Origin of the sequence: Paenibacillus nasutitermitis (assembly GCF_014641075.1) — a bacterium.
GTDB lineage: Bacteria > Bacillota > Bacilli > Paenibacillales > Paenibacillaceae > Paenibacillus_Z > Paenibacillus_Z nasutitermitis.
This window is the reverse complement of record NZ_BMHP01000007.1, coordinates 220,308-236,056: the sequence shown is the minus strand read 5'-3', so window position 1 is coordinate 236,056 and position 15,749 is coordinate 220,308. Positions and strand designations below refer to the sequence as shown.

At 45.7% G+C, this 15,749-nt stretch carries 15 protein-coding genes and 2 pseudogenes; 4 read left to right on the top strand and 13 right to left on the bottom strand.

The window, feature by feature from the left end:
* Positions 1 to 114: 114 nt before the first annotated feature.
* Positions 115 to 591 carry a GNAT family N-acetyltransferase gene (locus IEY46_RS30910; protein ID WP_188998616.1) on the bottom strand — a complete coding sequence of 159 codons (477 nt, stop codon included), beginning with the start codon at positions 589 to 591 and terminating at the stop codon, positions 115 to 117.
* Between the two features lie 314 nt (positions 592 to 905).
* Here IEY46_RS30910 and IEY46_RS30905 point away from each other — a divergent pair, with 314 nt between their 5' ends.
* Positions 906 to 1,076, top strand: a complete 171-nt coding sequence (locus IEY46_RS30905; protein ID WP_188998613.1) for a hypothetical protein — start codon at positions 906 to 908, stop codon at positions 1,074 to 1,076.
* Positions 1,077 to 1,265: 189 nt separating this feature from the next.
* On the opposite strand, the gene IEY46_RS30900 is transcribed toward IEY46_RS30905, so the two are convergent.
* The 6 genes and pseudogenes from IEY46_RS30900 to IEY46_RS30870 form a co-directional block, all read right to left on the bottom strand.
* A complete protein-coding gene (locus tag IEY46_RS30900; RefSeq protein ID WP_188998610.1) occupies positions 1,266 to 2,885 on the bottom strand; it encodes an FAD-dependent monooxygenase in 1,620 nt (539 codons plus the stop codon).
* Positions 2,886 to 3,011: 126 nt separating this feature from the next.
* Entirely contained in the window at positions 3,012 to 3,635 is a 624-nt protein-coding gene (locus tag IEY46_RS30895) for a TetR/AcrR family transcriptional regulator (protein ID WP_188998608.1), read from the bottom strand.
* Between the two features lie 308 nt (positions 3,636 to 3,943).
* Complete coding sequence (locus IEY46_RS36620) at positions 3,944 to 4,522, bottom strand: DUF6980 family protein (protein ID WP_229750658.1); 579 nt, start codon at positions 4,520 to 4,522, stop codon at positions 3,944 to 3,946.
* A gap of 273 nt (positions 4,523 to 4,795) precedes the next feature.
* Positions 4,796 to 5,563, bottom strand: a pseudogene (locus IEY46_RS37250) (IS110 family transposase); the annotation flags it as partial.
* A 610-nt stretch (positions 5,564 to 6,173) separates the two neighbouring features.
* Positions 6,174 to 6,644: a GNAT family N-acetyltransferase gene (locus IEY46_RS30875; protein WP_188998602.1), complete on the bottom strand. Its 471-nt coding sequence runs from the start codon at positions 6,642 to 6,644 to the stop codon at positions 6,174 to 6,176.
* A gap of 964 nt (positions 6,645 to 7,608) precedes the next feature.
* Positions 7,609 to 7,889, bottom strand: a pseudogene (locus tag IEY46_RS30870) (nucleosidase); the annotation flags it as partial.
* 288 nt (positions 7,890 to 8,177) lie between these two features.
* Here IEY46_RS30870 and IEY46_RS30865 point away from each other — a divergent pair.
* Positions 8,178 to 8,825 carry a M50 family metallopeptidase gene (locus IEY46_RS30865; protein WP_229750657.1) on the top strand — a complete coding sequence of 216 codons (648 nt, stop codon included), beginning with the start codon at positions 8,178 to 8,180 and terminating at the stop codon, positions 8,823 to 8,825.
* 55 nt (positions 8,826 to 8,880) lie between these two features.
* Here IEY46_RS30865 and IEY46_RS30860 read toward each other — a convergent pair whose 3' ends face one another.
* Both IEY46_RS30860 and IEY46_RS30855 read right to left on the bottom strand, forming a co-directional pair.
* A complete protein-coding gene (locus IEY46_RS30860; protein ID WP_188998646.1) occupies positions 8,881 to 9,723 on the bottom strand; it encodes an SDR family oxidoreductase in 843 nt (280 codons plus the stop codon).
* 5 nt (positions 9,724 to 9,728) lie between these two features.
* Entirely contained in the window at positions 9,729 to 9,908 is a 180-nt protein-coding gene (locus IEY46_RS30855; protein WP_188998598.1) for a hypothetical protein, read from the bottom strand.
* A 79-nt stretch (positions 9,909 to 9,987) separates the two neighbouring features.
* On the opposite strand from IEY46_RS30855, the gene IEY46_RS30850 reads away from it, so the two are divergent.
* Positions 9,988 to 10,554: a hypothetical protein gene (locus tag IEY46_RS30850; RefSeq protein ID WP_188998595.1), complete on the top strand. Its 567-nt coding sequence runs from the start codon at positions 9,988 to 9,990 to the stop codon at positions 10,552 to 10,554.
* A gap of 28 nt (positions 10,555 to 10,582) precedes the next feature.
* Here IEY46_RS30850 and IEY46_RS30845 read toward each other — a convergent pair whose 3' ends face one another.
* Both IEY46_RS30845 and IEY46_RS30840 read right to left on the bottom strand, forming a co-directional pair.
* Positions 10,583 to 11,500, bottom strand: coding sequence for a ChbG/HpnK family deacetylase (locus IEY46_RS30845; protein WP_188998593.1), 918 nt, complete (start codon positions 11,498 to 11,500; stop codon positions 10,583 to 10,585).
* A 12-nt stretch (positions 11,501 to 11,512) separates the two neighbouring features.
* The gene (locus IEY46_RS30840) at positions 11,513 to 12,802 is read right to left on the bottom strand and encodes an MFS transporter (protein ID WP_188998590.1); all 1,290 of its coding nucleotides are present in this window, start codon (positions 12,800 to 12,802) and stop codon (positions 11,513 to 11,515) included.
* Between the two features lie 173 nt (positions 12,803 to 12,975).
* On the opposite strand from IEY46_RS30840, the gene ant(6) reads away from it, so the two are divergent.
* Positions 12,976 to 13,833 carry an aminoglycoside 6-adenylyltransferase gene (gene ant(6), locus IEY46_RS30835; RefSeq protein ID WP_188998588.1) on the top strand — a complete coding sequence of 286 codons (858 nt, stop codon included), beginning with the start codon at positions 12,976 to 12,978 and terminating at the stop codon, positions 13,831 to 13,833.
* A gap of 117 nt (positions 13,834 to 13,950) precedes the next feature.
* Here ant(6) and IEY46_RS30830 read toward each other — a convergent pair whose 3' ends face one another.
* Both IEY46_RS30830 and IEY46_RS30825 read right to left on the bottom strand, forming a co-directional pair.
* Complete coding sequence (locus IEY46_RS30830) at positions 13,951 to 15,033, bottom strand: Gfo/Idh/MocA family protein (RefSeq protein ID WP_188998585.1); 1,083 nt, start codon at positions 15,031 to 15,033, stop codon at positions 13,951 to 13,953.
* Positions 15,034 to 15,175: 142 nt separating this feature from the next.
* On the bottom strand, positions 15,176 to 15,694 hold the full coding sequence (locus IEY46_RS30825) for a hypothetical protein (protein WP_188998583.1): 519 nt from the start codon (positions 15,692 to 15,694) through the stop codon (positions 15,176 to 15,178).
* Positions 15,695 to 15,749: the final 55 nt, after the last annotated feature.

The following is a 15,749-nucleotide window of genomic DNA, read 5'->3' as shown; positions in this document are numbered from 1 at the left end:
CTCCCCTTACAGTGACAGGTTTTATTATTTCACCTGTCTACCGTATGGGGAGCATATCATCAACGAGATGGCCCTTCTTTTGATCTTACGTTCTTCAACGGTTTTAGTATCAAATCAAAGCTGCAACACCGTTATTGACTCGTCATTGAAAATTTCACCGTTGTCACGGAAGCCAAATCTTTCGTAAAGTTTTTTTGCAGCTAGGTTTTCAGGTTTATAAGGAATCCAACAGTAATGTGCTGGACCTGCTGGATAGGTACGGATAAATTCCAAAATCTTTTTCATAGCCTCCCCACCATAACCCATGTTCTGGTATTGTCTGTCGATCATTAACCGCATGATGCAATAGTTGTCTTCTGCGATAGATGGTTCATCATATCCAGTGATTCCATATGCCAACATAACGAAACCGACCGGCTGCTCATCAGCATAAATGACAAATGGAAATGGATGCCCCCCATTGGTTGCAAGAACATAACACGAAGCCACACTTGACAGATTGGACGCAACAAAGCGCCGTTGGTCTTCTGATACTTCCAAGTTAAACATGGCACGCCGGTTTTCCAGTGTGATCTTTCTGAGTGTAATCATATTGATATCTCCCATCATTTCTATTCATACTGCGTTGCGGCCGCATAAATAACATACATTTTATTCAAAAAAAGTAATAGACTTATGTTGAATTTTTTTGTAGGATAATATGTATCCATTTCTTTTTTAGGGATATCCATCTTTGCACTTGGCACACACTTAACTGGTACATAATTGTTCCAGTTTTTTTTGTTCATGTTTGCTCCTTTGGATAAAATCTGACTCAATCAATTTTTTGTACATATATCATATCTGTGTCCTAGTACCATGATCCCTTTTGAAGGGTCTTTTTCATTTTCAGGAGGTATCTTAAAATGAGGATTTTTAAGACACAGCAAGACTTTGTCACCCTACGCCGCACCGGAGCTTTTCCGATGACGATCCTTGATCAAGTCGAGGGCTACTCGATAACCTCCATGTCTTATAGCGTGGAAAAGGCAGCCGATCATTTTGGCTGGATGCCGTTGTATCTTAACTTCGACTAAAACTGGATATGTGCCAAAATCCATATGTATCCTGCCTTTTTATATTTGGCTATTAAACAGATAACAATGACTAGGACAGCGCCCATCTGCCCTTCGCTTAATAAAACAAGGAGTAGCTGCCGTGGCAGCTCCCTTTGGTTGATATTGATCTTCTCATGGGTAAGGTTTACCAGATCATTATGTTTTTAATTACTTTTCTAAGAATAACAGTTGTTTCATCACAGATAACAATGTCCCGTTTAAATTTTCTTCCTGACCAGAACGCCAAGCGACAAAACCGTCTGGGCGGATGAGTACGGCTCCACCTGCTGAAATCCGATAGATTTTGTGCCACAGATTTTCAGGATCCTGTAAACTTCCTGTTTGACCGATGGTGAACACATCAATTGGAAGGTTGTTAAGTTCAGCAGACACATATTGTGCTGTATGGACCCATGGGCTGTGTTCATCGGTTATAAGGACAAAGTTTTTGTTAAAAAGATCAATGGTGGAAATGGGTTGTCCCTTTTGTTCTAACCAGAGATGGGGTGCACGTGTGCCTGGTTTACCATCAAGCTTTTCGACATAAGGCGATAAGCTGCTCTCTGAATCAAAGTGCTCAGCGATGACAGCTAATGAACAATATTGGTATCGCATAATGACATGATTATTACTAGTAACAGGAGCTTTGTCTTCTTTTTTACGAACCATATTAAGCTGTCCTGTATTCGCAATCAGACCCGCTTGCTCGGTGGTAAAGTGAGCAACTGCTTTTCGTTCGATCTCATATGTGCTTAAGAGTCCAGGTGCAGCCGCACCTTTTAGTACAGCAGCTAATTTCCAAGCTAAATTATGTCCATCTGCGATCCCGGAATTTCCACCAAATCCTCCAGTAGGCGGCATGAGGTGTGCCGAATCCCCGACTAAAAAGATACGCCCGACTTGGAAGTGATCCGCCACCTTTACCGCGGCTTCCCAAGGAAGGACACTGATCATCTCCACATCGAGCTCCGGATCACCCACTGCCTTTCGTATCAATTGGTTACAGCGCTCATCAGGGAAATCGCTCAAGCTTTCTCCCCTGGCCGGATCAAAATTCACATGGAAGGTCCAAAGATTGTCATTATTGATCGATACCAATGTACCGGTCGCCTCGGGATTATTAATATTACAAATGCTAAACTCGTGTCCTTCGACGTATGGTTTCAAATTGGCTCGGAAATACATGTTCATATTATAGCTAAGTGTTCCGCGTCCGCTCATCCGGATCTCTGATGCTTGGCGAATCCGACTATTGGCACCGTCAGCTGCGATCAAATATTGCGCGTAGATCGTTTCGCGAGTGCCTTTTTCACGATTCAAGATGGTTGCTTTAACTCCTTGTTCATCTTGAGTAAACTCAACCAATTCCATATTAAATTGGACATCCGCTTGGCGTTCTTGGATCGCCTGCAATAAAATCGGTTCCATTAAATCTTGGGTCGTAAAACTACCGCGTGTTGGGCTAAGTTGTTCATTCTCGATGACAAGATTTTGAATCAAGTCTTTCATCGTTGAGAAATCCGCATTAAGGAGTGTATTGGCTTGGAGCAAACCACCGCTACCTCTGCTTAAGGCTGTGCCCGCTACTCGAATCTTCTCTTCGATCTGAAAAGGGCGAAACAACTCCATCGACCGTGTATTGATCCCACGTGCTTTGGGATGAATGGATGTTCCGCGATGCCGCTCAATCACACGATAAGCTATGTCATGATGACTTAAAAACAAGGCTGTTGATAAACCGACCAATCCTCCGCCAACGATCAATACAGGAATTTGTTGTTTTTTCATAGTATTTTCCTCCAATATGATGTACTGTGTTTTGCATTGAATTAAGTACCGCCGTTTTCCATTATTAATTAATTCGTTTCACTAACTAAACGTTCGTTGAGTAAAATGGGCGGAAAAGAACGGGTCCTACGCGGACCACATCTTGACATAGAAGTCGACCATTCGATCAAGCTGTGCTGAGTCTCTCTCTTTGCCAAATAAAATATGCTGGAAAGCACCAACCGCCACATGCGAAATAAACTGGGACGCCGCCATCTCAAAATCCATCTGACGAATTTCGCTAAGCTCTGCCTGTCTTTTTAAAAAACTGACTAATGCGTCGAAAGGCTTTTCCGCCATACGATTTAACCATTTCAATTGCTCGTGCTCAACCAGGCTACGTTCCCTAAGTAAAATCTGAAAGTACTCCTTATCGTTCACAAGCCGTTCGTAGAAACCGTGAATCGCAATCAATAGCACCTCCCGCAGTGATGCATCATCGCGGAATGTACTTGCGAATGACGTAAGAATGTTGTCCATCCGTTTCTCTTGTGCATTTTGCAATACAGCCTGTAAAATTTCATGCTTGCCGCCGGGAAAATAATGATAAGTCAACGCCTCAGCCATACCAATCTCTTTATTCAATTCGCGCATGGAAGTCGCATGAAATCCCTTCTCCGCAAAAAGCCGCCTAGCGATATCTAGGATCTGCTGTCTTCTCTCTTCCGCCAAAAGATCGCGATTCGTTTTTTTTCTTCCAGTGGTAGACACCAATTCACCTCCGTTTTTTTCACAAAACGTTCGTTGAGTTAATATTAAATTATCGGTTTTCCCATGTCAAGTGGTTCAGCAGCATTTGATTTCTGTCACGATTAATTTAAACTGCCCGTCTACTTCAATAGAAAAAGAGCAGCTGCCGCAGCAAGCTACTCCACGCTATCGTGTCCCGTTAGCGTAATGAAGATCTGGATGAATTTCCTCGAAATGCCTCGGGCGGATATTTGTTATATAGTCTTTTTCGATTGCTTCATCAATCCATAGCACCCTTGTTCTTCTTCATTATATATGGCATGTTCATATCAAAAATCAATTCTAAATGTTTTAGATCCATCAAAAGAGTAATTTATTAGTGTAGAACCTATTACTTCATCATAATGGTAATCTTGTGAACTAGGGCACAGCTTTATAGTACCCTTATAGAATTTACCTAACTCTGTTACATCGACAGTCATATAATCAACGGAATTATCAATTATAAAGCTAGGTGGTTCTACCATTCGATATTTATTAGCTATCTTTTGAATGCAACTCTCAATATATTCTCTAATACTAGTTTTATCAGGTTTAACTACTGATTTATCCCTATACCACTTGTTTGAATTGTATTCGTCTGGGATATCTTGTTCAAACGGACTATCAAAGCCCATTCCTTCAAGTATATCAAACCACAAATCCCTCTTAGAGTTCGGTAATTTGGTTCCACACCACGGACAGTAAGATATCCTTGAAAAAGATGCTCCACCATCATGTATTATTATTCCATACTCATCAAATCTCGGTGAGTAAAAAATAAGATTATCTGCACATTCAAAAGGATCTGAATGTTGGTCGCATTTATGATTTATTTGTTTTTCCATAGATTCACAACAATATTTCATACTATTAGTTTACCTCTCTATAATTATTTCTGATAACTCTTATTCACGAACTTCACAAATTCTCCGTACTTGAAGTATTCGAGAAGTGATTGAACTATCCTCCCTCTATGGAGAATCGCTAAGCTCTTAATTGCTCTCGTTTTCTTAGATTTTGACCAAGTTTTCTTTTTAGCAGATAACATTACAATGGTATTAAGTTGTATGGGAAGAAATTTATGGGTATGTTGAAAACCACTTGATGTAAAAAGTAGATGCTACGGTAAAGTATGGTTGCACCTTTGCCCCCAGTTCTTCAAGCTTGTTTTGAAACCATTCGTACTGGATCAGCAGTAGCTTCAACTCCATTTTAGCTAACTCTGAGCCGTCTCGTATGCCGACAGAACGGCTTGCTGCTGCTTTCAAACTAATGTTCGACCTAGACCAAGCCCTCGCTTTGCAGCTTCTCTCAAGTGCTGTAGTAAGGTTGTATCCGGCACGTGAACAAGTTCATGCGGTAGTAGATGAAGGTTTAACATTTGGATGGCAGATTTGCACTCCCAATCTTTAAAGACCGTCAGAGACTCTGGGAAATACCGATCTGACCAGTTATGGACACGTGCTTGCACAACCAGTCGTTAGGTGTTCGCGAATTTTCATCGCTTCCCGCAGTTCGGCATAGATGCCCTTAGGAAGGCTCGGTACGGCGTATCTCCCGTCTTTGACCAGCTGTGCAATCACTTTCGCATCTTTAATGTCATTCTTCGTAGGAGAATTGTCGTCTAGTTCTTTGCTTTTCATCACGTGTAATGGATTCACCACACCGTACTTCACTTGCTTTTCTTTTAGGAAATGAGCAAGGTTTAACCAGTAGTGACCTGTAGGTTCTATGCCAACTATAACGTCCTGGAACCCTTGATCCATTGAAATCTTCTGGTACCAGCTCATGAACAACTCGAATCCTTCTCGGTTATTCTCAAACGTAATGGGCTTCCCAAACTCGACTCCGCGGAAGTCTTGGGCCCTCGCCACATGTTTGAATTTTGCAATGTCGATTCCTATGATTTAGGTAGAAGAAGTGATTTGATTAATTCGTTCTTTTTGAGTAGAATGCATCTTGTAGTCTCCTTGGTTTGTTTTTGGATCTGACGCTGGCCAGCATCTGGGACCCCTAAACATCATACCGAGGAGTCTTTTTATATTTCAAACTCCGTATTTCTTCATAATAGGAATGCTGCCCGTTAGCTCAATGCTCAATTGATTCTAAGCTCGGTGATTGCCATCTCTTTTTCTCATATCTAACCCAATACTTCTCTCCAACCACAATTAAATCACTAATATTCAAGGATGTTGATACGCTCACTTTCCGCCCACTTTCATTTTCCAGAGAAATGGAGTTTGGTGTTTTCTCGAAAATTGATGCATATTCGTAGATAACCGTCGTATTCGAAAACCAAATAAAGGTCACAAATATAAGCAGGGCAGTACAAATTATCATCATTATTTGCCACTTCTTTTTTACTCCATAAATGTTCTTCACCTCCTCTTAGCTCATTTAATACTCTTTACATTCTATACCTAAGTCCTAACGGATTTGTTACGCATAACTGTCGCCGATTCTTGAGAGCCTGTTTTTCGTTGTATTATCGTACCCGTTAGCTTAATCCCACAACCTCTATAAAAATGACATATATACACCCTTACCTTGTATTAATTTAAATCCAAGTTGCTTGTACAAAGTACGAGCAGGGGCGTTATCATCATCTGTTTCGAGCTGTACTCGTGTTGCTTTATTAGAAATAGCTAAATCAATGGCATGCTCCATTAGTTTCCTGCCAACACCCTTCTTTCTATGCTTCGATGATGAATATAATGCCTCTATACGCAATACTGGGTAGCCTTTGCTGATCGAGAAGCTCCAAGAAAGGATGATGAACCCAATATATTCATGATCCTGCTTAGCTAAAAAACAATTAGATGAGCCGTCATTAATAAACCTATTTAAGATTTGTTCACATTGTTCTAGATGCTCTGGTGATGGTTCTGATTCGCCCACTCCATTGGAAGAAGAATTTAAGTAGCCTGCTATCAAATTTTTGACTTTAGGAATATGAGATTCATCAAGGGATATGATTTCTATATTCAATACAATCCCTCCCATGCAAAGTTAAAATCTAAATATAATTAATTCATGAAAACCTCAGTATCCTGCCCGTACTTCAACGGACAACGGCAGCCGATCGTATGGCTGGCTGCTGCGGTGTGTGAGTAGATCCAACTATCGTTCACCGTTAGTGTAAGATTGTTTGCTTATTTTTTATCCCTTATTTCACAAAGAATTTTTTCAATTCCCTCCATCTTCCTTAACATCGAATATTGGTTCCCAATCATACCCGCCAAACCAATTACCAATACAATTATAATAAGTAATTCCATTCTCACCCTCCGTAATCTGATTTCCTTTTCTCATACCATTGTAACATTTATCCAATTAAATGCCTGTTAACTGACCAGGCAGCCGACTATATCGGCAGCCTGGTATCATTGTGTTATCATTCACCGATAATTAAGCAAGGACTGCCGATCGCAGGTAGCCTATTGGTCGTTGTGCTATCGTTACCCATAACGGAACTCCGATATTATTGTCATTATCCGATTTAGGATGAAGACTATTTTCTATTACAAAGAAATGATTGAAAATACCTACTACTCGTATTTTATTGTCAGTATCTCCAAAAATTTTTGTCTCTGCTGTCATAAAAATAATCTGATGTGTGAGATGTGATGATTTCAAGTCATTAATAGTGTGAAAGCAATTAGAGCTTTCGGTACTGTCACATTTAAGACCATGGATCTTATGGAGGTAAATATCATAATCTTGAGTACTTGGTTTTGTATAAACCATCACAAACAATAATATGGAAACTATTAGGAAGGCATATCTTTTCTTGATAAAGGCACCTCATCTCTTATGGATAATTGTACCATATAATACTGCAATAACTCCCCAATAGTTCAACAAGGCAACACCACGCTCTACTGCCCGTTACTTCAAATGAAAAGAAGCAGACTACCACTGCATTCTGCTTCATTCCACTATCGCACCCGATAGTTGAACAGCTATTTTCTAACTGAGATACTATTGTTTTCAACTCAATTAAGTCATCTATAACGATATCAGCCTGAGAAAGTTCGTCGTCTCGTGCAACCATTATCTTTAGCTGCCTTTATATCCGATAGGCGGTCTCCAAATACTGCTGCATGTCTTTTAATGATAATTTGAACTAAGTCTGATTTATTTAACGATTCAACTTGTTTGGATACTAAGGGTTTCAGCAACCCAATTTTCCAAATGATAATAACTCACAATCGCCTTTAAATATTCCGTTAAAATTGACAATCATTCTCTTTTAAATGACCGAAACTTCAATTACATTAAATGATTAAAAGCATCATCGAGTGATATTTCTAGAATTTTATCTGTTTGAAATAGTGTGCGCTGCTGCTCATGCTCCCACCTCTTAAAACCATCCCAGTATCACAGGCATTTGCTATTCCCGGCAATCCTTATCTTTACGCCATAGCGCCTAACGGGTTAGTATAGGGATGACCTGGTGTTACCGAATATTCAAAGAAAGAGGGGATTGCTATCAAGGCTTGGCTGAAAATGGGACTCTTCATGATCCTCGCCCTATTCCTGACGCGTTTCATCCCGTTTTCCGCGTTCTTCCGCAACGTCGATACGCTCGTTCATGAGCTGTCGCATGCGCTGGTTACGCTGGTTCTTTCGGGAAAAGTCATGTATATCCATCTGTTCTCCAATCAGGCCGGCGTTACCTACTCCTCCTATACGGAGCAATGGATGACGATTCCGATCTCGCTTGCCGGTTATATGGGTTCGTCTTTATTTTCTCTATTGTTGTTTCTGCTATATGCCCGCCGCAAGGAAAAAGCCGGGCTGATTATCGCAGCCGTTCTGGCCGTGGCAGGTGTCGCCCTGTTTGTCCGCAATGGGTACGGGATGACCTGGTGTGCCGGATTTGCCGCTTTGACGGCGGTCATTGCTGCCATGGCGCCTATCTGGCTGAGGCATGGCTATTATTTGCTGATCGCCTTTATCGTCCTTGTAGAATCCGTTATCAGCCCTTTTGTCATTCTATCGAATGCCATCCTTTCAACCGGCTCCGCGGGTGACGCCGCCAATCTGGGCAAAGCGACTTTTGTGCCGGCATTTGTGTGGGCGCTGCTGTTTACCGCTTTCTCGTTATGGTGCGCGAAGATGTCAACCGGTCTGCTGTTCAAGCGCGGGTTTGGTCAAAAAACTTGAAGCCTATGCCGCTATGGTCTTCATCAAGCCAAGGCTGCACAGCAGCCTGCTCCATTCAGTGAAGAATCTTGCGCAGCATCCATTCGATAAGCGACCAGGGCAGCCATCTTTTCATGATCGCGATCAGTTTGGCATCGCTCCCGCATGTATAACGGAGCTTCGGATGACGGGCTTTAACGATTTTGACAATCGTACGGGCGACATGAATCGGATCCGGGGCATTGTCCTCCGATTTTTTATTGAACCGGTTGAACGCATCCGTCATTTTGGCGTAAGGTGAATCAGGGGCCTGATGATAATCATGTTTCTCGGCAATTCCGGTGTTGTAGGTTCCCGGCTGCACGAGCACAACGGCAATGTTGAAAGCAAGCAGCTCCAGGCGCAGTGCTTCGCTGAACCCTTCTACCGCAAATTTAGAAGCCGAATAAGGTCCCGTGTTGGAAAACCCGATAATCCCTGCACCGCTGCTGATGTTGATGATTTTCCCTTGGGCTTGCCTGCGCATATGAGGAAGAACGGCTTTGGTCACCGCGACGGTCCCGAAGAAATTGGTGGCGAATTGGGCGTGCCAATCCTTGACAGGAATCTCCTCTACGACTCCCATCACGGCATACCCCGCATTGTTGACGAGCACATCAATGCGGCCCCAACGGCCGACTGTCTCGCCGATCGCCAGGTCCACCTGCTCCTCTCGCGTAAAGTCCATCTCCATAACCTCGATCCGATCCAGAACCGCCTTCTCCCCAGCCATCGAAAGCAATTTATCCTGCTTCCCCATATCTCGCATCGTTGCGATGACATGGTAACCTTCCTGCGCCAGAGCAATCGCTGTTAATAAACCAAAGCCGCTGGAAGCTCCCGTAATCAAGGCTACCGGCCTGCCGCCCGTGGACTCCATATCTCTCAATTCAAGACCACCTTCTTCGAACCAACTGGATAAAGCTTTTTCTTACGATCACCATTTCCAGATTCATATATTTGCGCTGGCAGGCATAGCCTTTCAAGCTCCTGCAAGGAATTCATACGATTCCAGGAGGAACGTTCCCCCGCCCCAGGACCGGGAAACAAACCAACCTGCAGCATGTTTTCCCGCCACCCTATCTCCTGTACGCTTAAAGCAGCAGAAACGGAAGTTTAATCCAGGTACGGGGGCACGATTCCAATGAATGATCAGAAAACCATATATGTCTTGATGACGGATACCGGAACACTATTCACGAGGATGATTAAATTGGTCACGAAAGCAAAGCATAACCACGCCTCCATCGCATTTGACCCGGACTTGAAGGATGTATACAGCTTTGGCCGCAAGCAGCCCCGCAATCCGCTGTCCGGCGGATTCGTCAAGGAGGATATCAAGGGAAAGCTGTTCGGCAAGGCCGCCTGCGCGGTTTACAGCTGCACCATTAACCGCTCCGCATATGAGCGGATGCAAGCTTACATTCAAACCATCGAAGCCAACCAGCAGGACTACAAATACAATCTGATCGGCCTCTTCGGAATCATCCTGAATATGGAGGTTCAACGGGAGAATGCTTATTTCTGCACGCAGTTTGTGGCCAAAGTGTTTGAGCACAGCGGGCTTCCCATTGCCGACAAGCCGGCGTCTCTGGTCACTCCCGGCGATCTGGAAAGCTCAGCCGCCCTGCGGCTGGAATACCAAGGCGAGCTTGCGCGTTATATCCATCGGCAAACAACCACGAATCCGCAGGAGAAGCAGTCTGCCTGACGGAAGGCGCATCCCCTAAGCGTTCATCTTATTTCTTCGAAATCAGCTTTCCGACAAGTTGGGCTGCCGATTTAAGCCTGGGCTTGATCCTGTGCTTACGGACATAATCATACGTTGTCAGGGTTACCCCTGCATCCCGCAGCGCATAAGCAAAATCATCGCCCTGCATCAGCTTGTATTCCCACACCCGCTTCTCCCAGGATGGCACAAGACTGGAAAGACGCGCATCTTCTACAGCCGGGTGAATATACGTTTCACTGACCCCGTCCGGAAGATCATAGACCTTGGCCAGCATCATCTGCTTGAAACGGTCATAGGTTTCCCCCTCTTCCACACCGTATGAGTGGCTGAGCAAATAGTCCGGAATTGGCACGCCCAGCGCATCCGCCAGGGTCACAACCTTACGCAGCGCCTGCTCCGCGCCAGGGATGGATGCAAGGAACTTATCTCTTGGATCGATCCAGCGGAACAAGCGAAACGGCAGACGGCGGCGGGAGCATTGCCATAGCACCTGCGGCAGATAGCTTCTGCCCGTCGCCAGTCCGTACAGGCTGCCCATATGGTTATCCGCATGAGAGATCTTAACTCCAGCCTGCTTCACGGCTTCAAACTGCGCCCGCATTTCACGCACGACCGCCTTCGGATCGGATAACCGCTCGAAAGCCTCAATGGTTGCAGGCATCCGCCCGTCCGCGTCTTGCAAGGACGCATCGCCGGTCAGACTGCTCCAGGGGAGCGCGTCATATTCGCTCGTGAACGTAAGATGAAGTCCAATGTTCGCTGCTTGCCGCTTGTGGCACCAGGCTGCCGCTTCTTCAAAAGCTGTAGCCGGGGGCATAATCGTTGCCGAAGAGACCTTCTCCTCCTCCAGCAGGTGCATAATCGCTTCGTTGGCTGCTCCGCTTTGTCCAAAATCATCGCAGTTTACTATTAAATATTTATCCAACCGGCTTACCCCTCACTTTCTTGAGTCTTCATTCACCGAAAATGGCTTCAGGAAAAGCGATATGATCAAAGAAACCATCAACAAACAAAAAGGAACCACACAAATTAATACCCGGAACGTTAAATCCGGGTTGGGGCCGGGATCATCGCCGCTGACATAACCGTAAATCATCCCGATAATCCAGAAGGACAAGGCCGAGATCAGGCCGCTGGAGCGGGTTATAAACCCGCTGACCGCCGTATAAACCCCTTCCCTGCGCTGTCCGGTCCGAGCAGTATCCAAATCGATGATACGGCTGTTCAGCACCGGCGGCGTAACCAGAAACCCGGCCAGTCCGAAGCCGACAATAATCCCGAACGTAATTCCGCTGGCAAGCCCCTGGCCGAACCACAGCGGAACAACGGATAAGGCGTAGACGGCAAGCGATACCCGCCAGCCGTTATGAGCCCCTAATTTATTTACGATCCAATACCAGACCATAACGAGCGGAATGACCGATACAAAGATTGAAGCCAACAGAAAGGTGACCTGGGCCTCAGGGATTCGGAGCGCATACTTCGCGTAAAAAGGGATCATGGAGCTGAGCAGCCCGTTCACGGTCTGGGCAAAGGAGTTGGCGATATTAAACAGCCAGAACTCCTTGTTCTTGAGCGTCTCCCGAAAAGCTTCCACAAGCCCCAGCTTCGGCTCGGCGTCCGCCTGGCTTCCTTCCTGTACCGACATGACGCACAGGAGCATGAATAACCCAAACAGGACAGCATAGATAAGCGCCATATAACCAAAACCAAACGCATCGAAAACCAGAGGGGTAAGTGCCGAGCCGATCAGAATCGCGACAATTTGGAAACCCTGCTGGATGGCGGAAGCTTTGGCGCGAATCCGGTTTCCCCGGAACAGCTCCGGAAAAAGAGCACCGTAATTGACCCAGAGTATGGTGGCGACTCCCTCATAGAGGATCAGCGAAACCAGAAACCACAAGAATAGATCCATATCCTTCAGTCCATGCGGCACCGCGAAAACCATGACAAATGCGGCCATGAAAAGCGGAATGGCGGAGTAAAGCCACGGTTTGCGGCGGCCAAAACGAGTCCGCGTCCGGTCGGACAGATAACCGGCAATCGGCTGGTTCACGGCGTCCCAGATCAAATATAGAGTTCGCGCCAGAGTGGCAAGCCCCACCCCCAGCCCCAGCTTCTCCACATAATAGTAGCTGTAGAACGAGTTGAAGGCCTGACTTGGAATCATTAAAGCAAACATTCCCAGCGCGTAAGTAAAAGGAGAATTCATCCATTTTTTGTTCATTCGATCTGCTCCTGTACCCGTTATCTTACGCTATACTCTTTCTCTTAGCCAAGTCCGGATTCCTCCCCTGGTCCAACCATTTTCTGACAGAAAACAGAAGGAGAATGCAACGCCGGCACCGAATATAAAATTTAGAAAGAAAAGGACATACGATTGGAGAGGAATCAAAAGCCATGCGAAGTGAACAGGAAATGATGAAGATCATCGTTGATTTTGCCAGACAGGATCCGCGGATCCGATTGGCCGTGTTGGAAGGGTCGCGAACAAATCCAAACATCCCCCCTGACCGGTTCCAGGACTACGATATTTCCTATTTTGTGACCGATTTGGATACTTTCAAAGAAAATGATCAGTGGCTGGATATTTTCGGGAGCCGTATTATGATGCAAAAGCCCGAGGATATGGAGCTTTTTCCTTCCGAATTAGGGAGCTGGTTCTCGTATATCATTCTTTTTGAAGACGGCAATAAAGTTGACCTCACCCTTATTCCCGTGAATGAAACCGAACAATATTTTGCCAATAGCGATGGTCTTGTAGAAGTTCTGCTTGATAAAGATGCTCTTGTCAAAAAAGAAGTGTCAGCAAACGACCACCAATATTGGATTAAAAAGCCGACCGCACGCGAATTTGACGATTGCTGCAATGAGTTCTGGATGGTTTCGACTTATGTCGTAAAGGGACTTGCGAGAAAAGAAATTCTATTTGCAATTGACCATTTGAATGAGATTGCCCGGCCTAATTTGCTCAGAATGATGGCTTGGCAAATCGGAGCGGAGAAAGGTTATTCCTTTAGCATAGGGAAGAACTACAAGTTTATCGAGCATTACCTCCCGGAAGACGACTGGAATGCATTATTAACGACTTATTCCGGAGACAGCTATTCAACGATGTGGCGGTCTCTCTTTACTTGCTATGAGCTATTTCGGACTTACGCCAAAGCTGTAGCCCAAAGTTTGGGATACGCCTATCCCGATTATGACGAAGGGATTACGAAGTATACAGAAAATCATTACCGTTCCTTTATCGAATAGCATTTTCAGTGGTAAAATTTGCGCTCGTCGCCTCACTCTTAAAAACGCAAAAAAGACGGAAAGGGAATCCGCTATAAGCGCCCCTTCCGTCTTTTTGCGATTTCTTACTGCACAACATTACTGCGGCTTCGCCGATAAGGAAGCAACGGACACAATTCCTCCGCTTTGGCTTGCCCGGACAACAGCCTCCAGAACCGCCTGGTTGTTGAAGCCTTCTTCCAGGCTCGCGAATTCACTAACCGTATTGCCGCGGATCAGCTCGCGAAAAGACTGCCATGGATTAAGCCCTTCTTCCGGCGGAACCGCGATCAATTCGGTTATCGTTTCCTTCACGCCATTCTCCTTAGGATGGGTCCATATTAGCTGTTGGTCATTCAAGGTGCTGATATGCAGCGTTCCCTGGTCGCCATAAAGCGTCACTTCATGCTGATTGCCGGAGCCGATGGCATTGCGGGAGGTCTGAAAGACACCAATCGCCCCTTCGTTGAAACGGGCATTAAAGCAAGCAAAATCGTCCACCAGCACATCATAAGGCTGACCGGTCAACGGATCCGAACGCTCCGGGACTATGGTTTTGAGCATCGCCTGCAGCTCGCTGATCCGGTCCCCGAGCAAATATTGCGACAAATCTATCATATGGGATCCAAGATCGCCAAGTGTCCCCGTGCCGGTCACTTTCTCGTCAAAGCGCCAGACATAGGGCGTATTAGAGGGGGGAGCCCCCCATTCCTGCAAATATTGAACAAACAAATGATTGATCTTGCCAAGCCGGCCCGCCTGGATGAACTTCCTCGCATGCTGGAAAGCTGCTCCGTTGCGGTAGGAGAAATTTATCATCAGCGGGATAGGATTGTGGCGATAGAGTTCCAATACCTCCTCAGCTTCCTCAAAGGTCCGCGTAAGCGGCTTCTCTGCAAAAAGAGGCTTACCTGCGGCTATGCAGCCTTTCAGAATAGCAGCATGCGTGTTGTTTGGGGTAACCGAAACAACCCCGTCCACTTCCCCGTCGGCAATCAGCGCTTCATAGCTGTCGTAACGATGCTCCGGCGAAATCCCCAGCTTGTCCCCCAGCTCCTGTACCGCTTCCGCGCTTACGTCACATAATGCCGTGATCCGGACGCCAGGTACTTTGCCGAACTGCTCGATATGCCAGCGGGCCATGCCGCCAAGGCCAATCATGCCAATTCTGATTTCATTCATGGTCAACCCTCATTTCTGAAATTTATCTTTTCCAACAACCGCCTACCATTAATGCTTTCTAAGTCTCATACCCCAAATCCTCCTTGAGTAAGCTGTCTGATCCATAATAAAGCGCCGGGATTGCTCCCGGCGCTTCACATACTTACTCTGTTTTTTTCAGCTTGTCCCTGTCATGAGCTTCAACCTTGCCTCCGCTTTCCTGCCTGGTCCGCGATTCCTTGCAGCGCTCACGGATTTCCTTGCGCAGCTGCTTGGCGTCTTTGCCTTCCGTAGCGATGCCAAGCTTCTTCGCAAAAGTCTGGAGCCTTACCAAGTGCTTGGCTTCTTGCTCCGCCACAAACCGTTTCCATTTGGCTTCATCCGCCTTGCGCGCGGCTTTGAGCTCTTCACTGAGCTGCTTGGCGTCCTTGCCTGCGGTCTCAATGCCAAAATATTGCGCAGCCTCTGTCAGGCGTCTCATCCGGAACTTCTCATGGTCGCGACCGCCATGTTTGTGGTGATCGCGGCCATCCCATTGGCGGATTTCTTTACTGTCTTCTTGGGAGGAAGAAGGACTTGCAGGAGGCATTACTTCCGCCGCCCGGGCAAATCCCGGTACAGCGGCAGCAAGAATGATGCCTGCGGCAGCTGCTGTTATCCAATTTTGTTTCCATACGATCATCTTCTGGTCAGCTCCTTATGAAGAGGAATGTCTATCACCACCGATAGTTTGTCCA

Bases quoted from the DNA above. Each gene is read 5' to 3' on its own strand.
- IEY46_RS30850 (WP_188998595.1), top strand. From the start codon at position 9,988: ATGAATGATCAGAAAACCATATATGTCTTGATGACGGATACCGGAACA.
- IEY46_RS30860 (WP_188998646.1), bottom strand. From the start codon at position 9,723: ATGGAGTCCACGGGCGGCAGGCCGGTAGCCTTGATTACGGGAGCTTCC.
- IEY46_RS30825 (WP_188998583.1), bottom strand. From the start codon at position 15,694: ATGATCGTATGGAAACAAAATTGGATAACAGCAGCTGCCGCAGGCATC.
- IEY46_RS30900 (WP_188998610.1), bottom strand. From the start codon at position 2,885: ATGAAAAAACAACAAATTCCTGTATTGATCGTTGGCGGAGGATTGGTC.
- IEY46_RS30830 (WP_188998585.1), bottom strand. From the start codon at position 15,033: ATGAATGAAATCAGAATTGGCATGATTGGCCTTGGCGGCATGGCCCGC.
- IEY46_RS30910 (WP_188998616.1), bottom strand. From the start codon at position 591: ATGATTACACTCAGAAAGATCACACTGGAAAACCGGCGTGCCATGTTT.
- IEY46_RS30840 (WP_188998590.1), bottom strand. From the start codon at position 12,802: ATGAACAAAAAATGGATGAATTCTCCTTTTACTTACGCGCTGGGAATG.
- IEY46_RS30855 (WP_188998598.1), bottom strand. From the start codon at position 9,908: ATGCTGCAGGTTGGTTTGTTTCCCGGTCCTGGGGCGGGGGAACGTTCC.
- IEY46_RS30905 (WP_188998613.1), top strand. From the start codon at position 906: ATGAGGATTTTTAAGACACAGCAAGACTTTGTCACCCTACGCCGCACC.
- IEY46_RS30865 (WP_229750657.1), top strand. From the start codon at position 8,178: ATGATCCTCGCCCTATTCCTGACGCGTTTCATCCCGTTTTCCGCGTTC.
- IEY46_RS36620 (WP_229750658.1), bottom strand. From the start codon at position 4,522: ATGAAATATTGTTGTGAATCTATGGAAAAACAAATAAATCATAAATGC.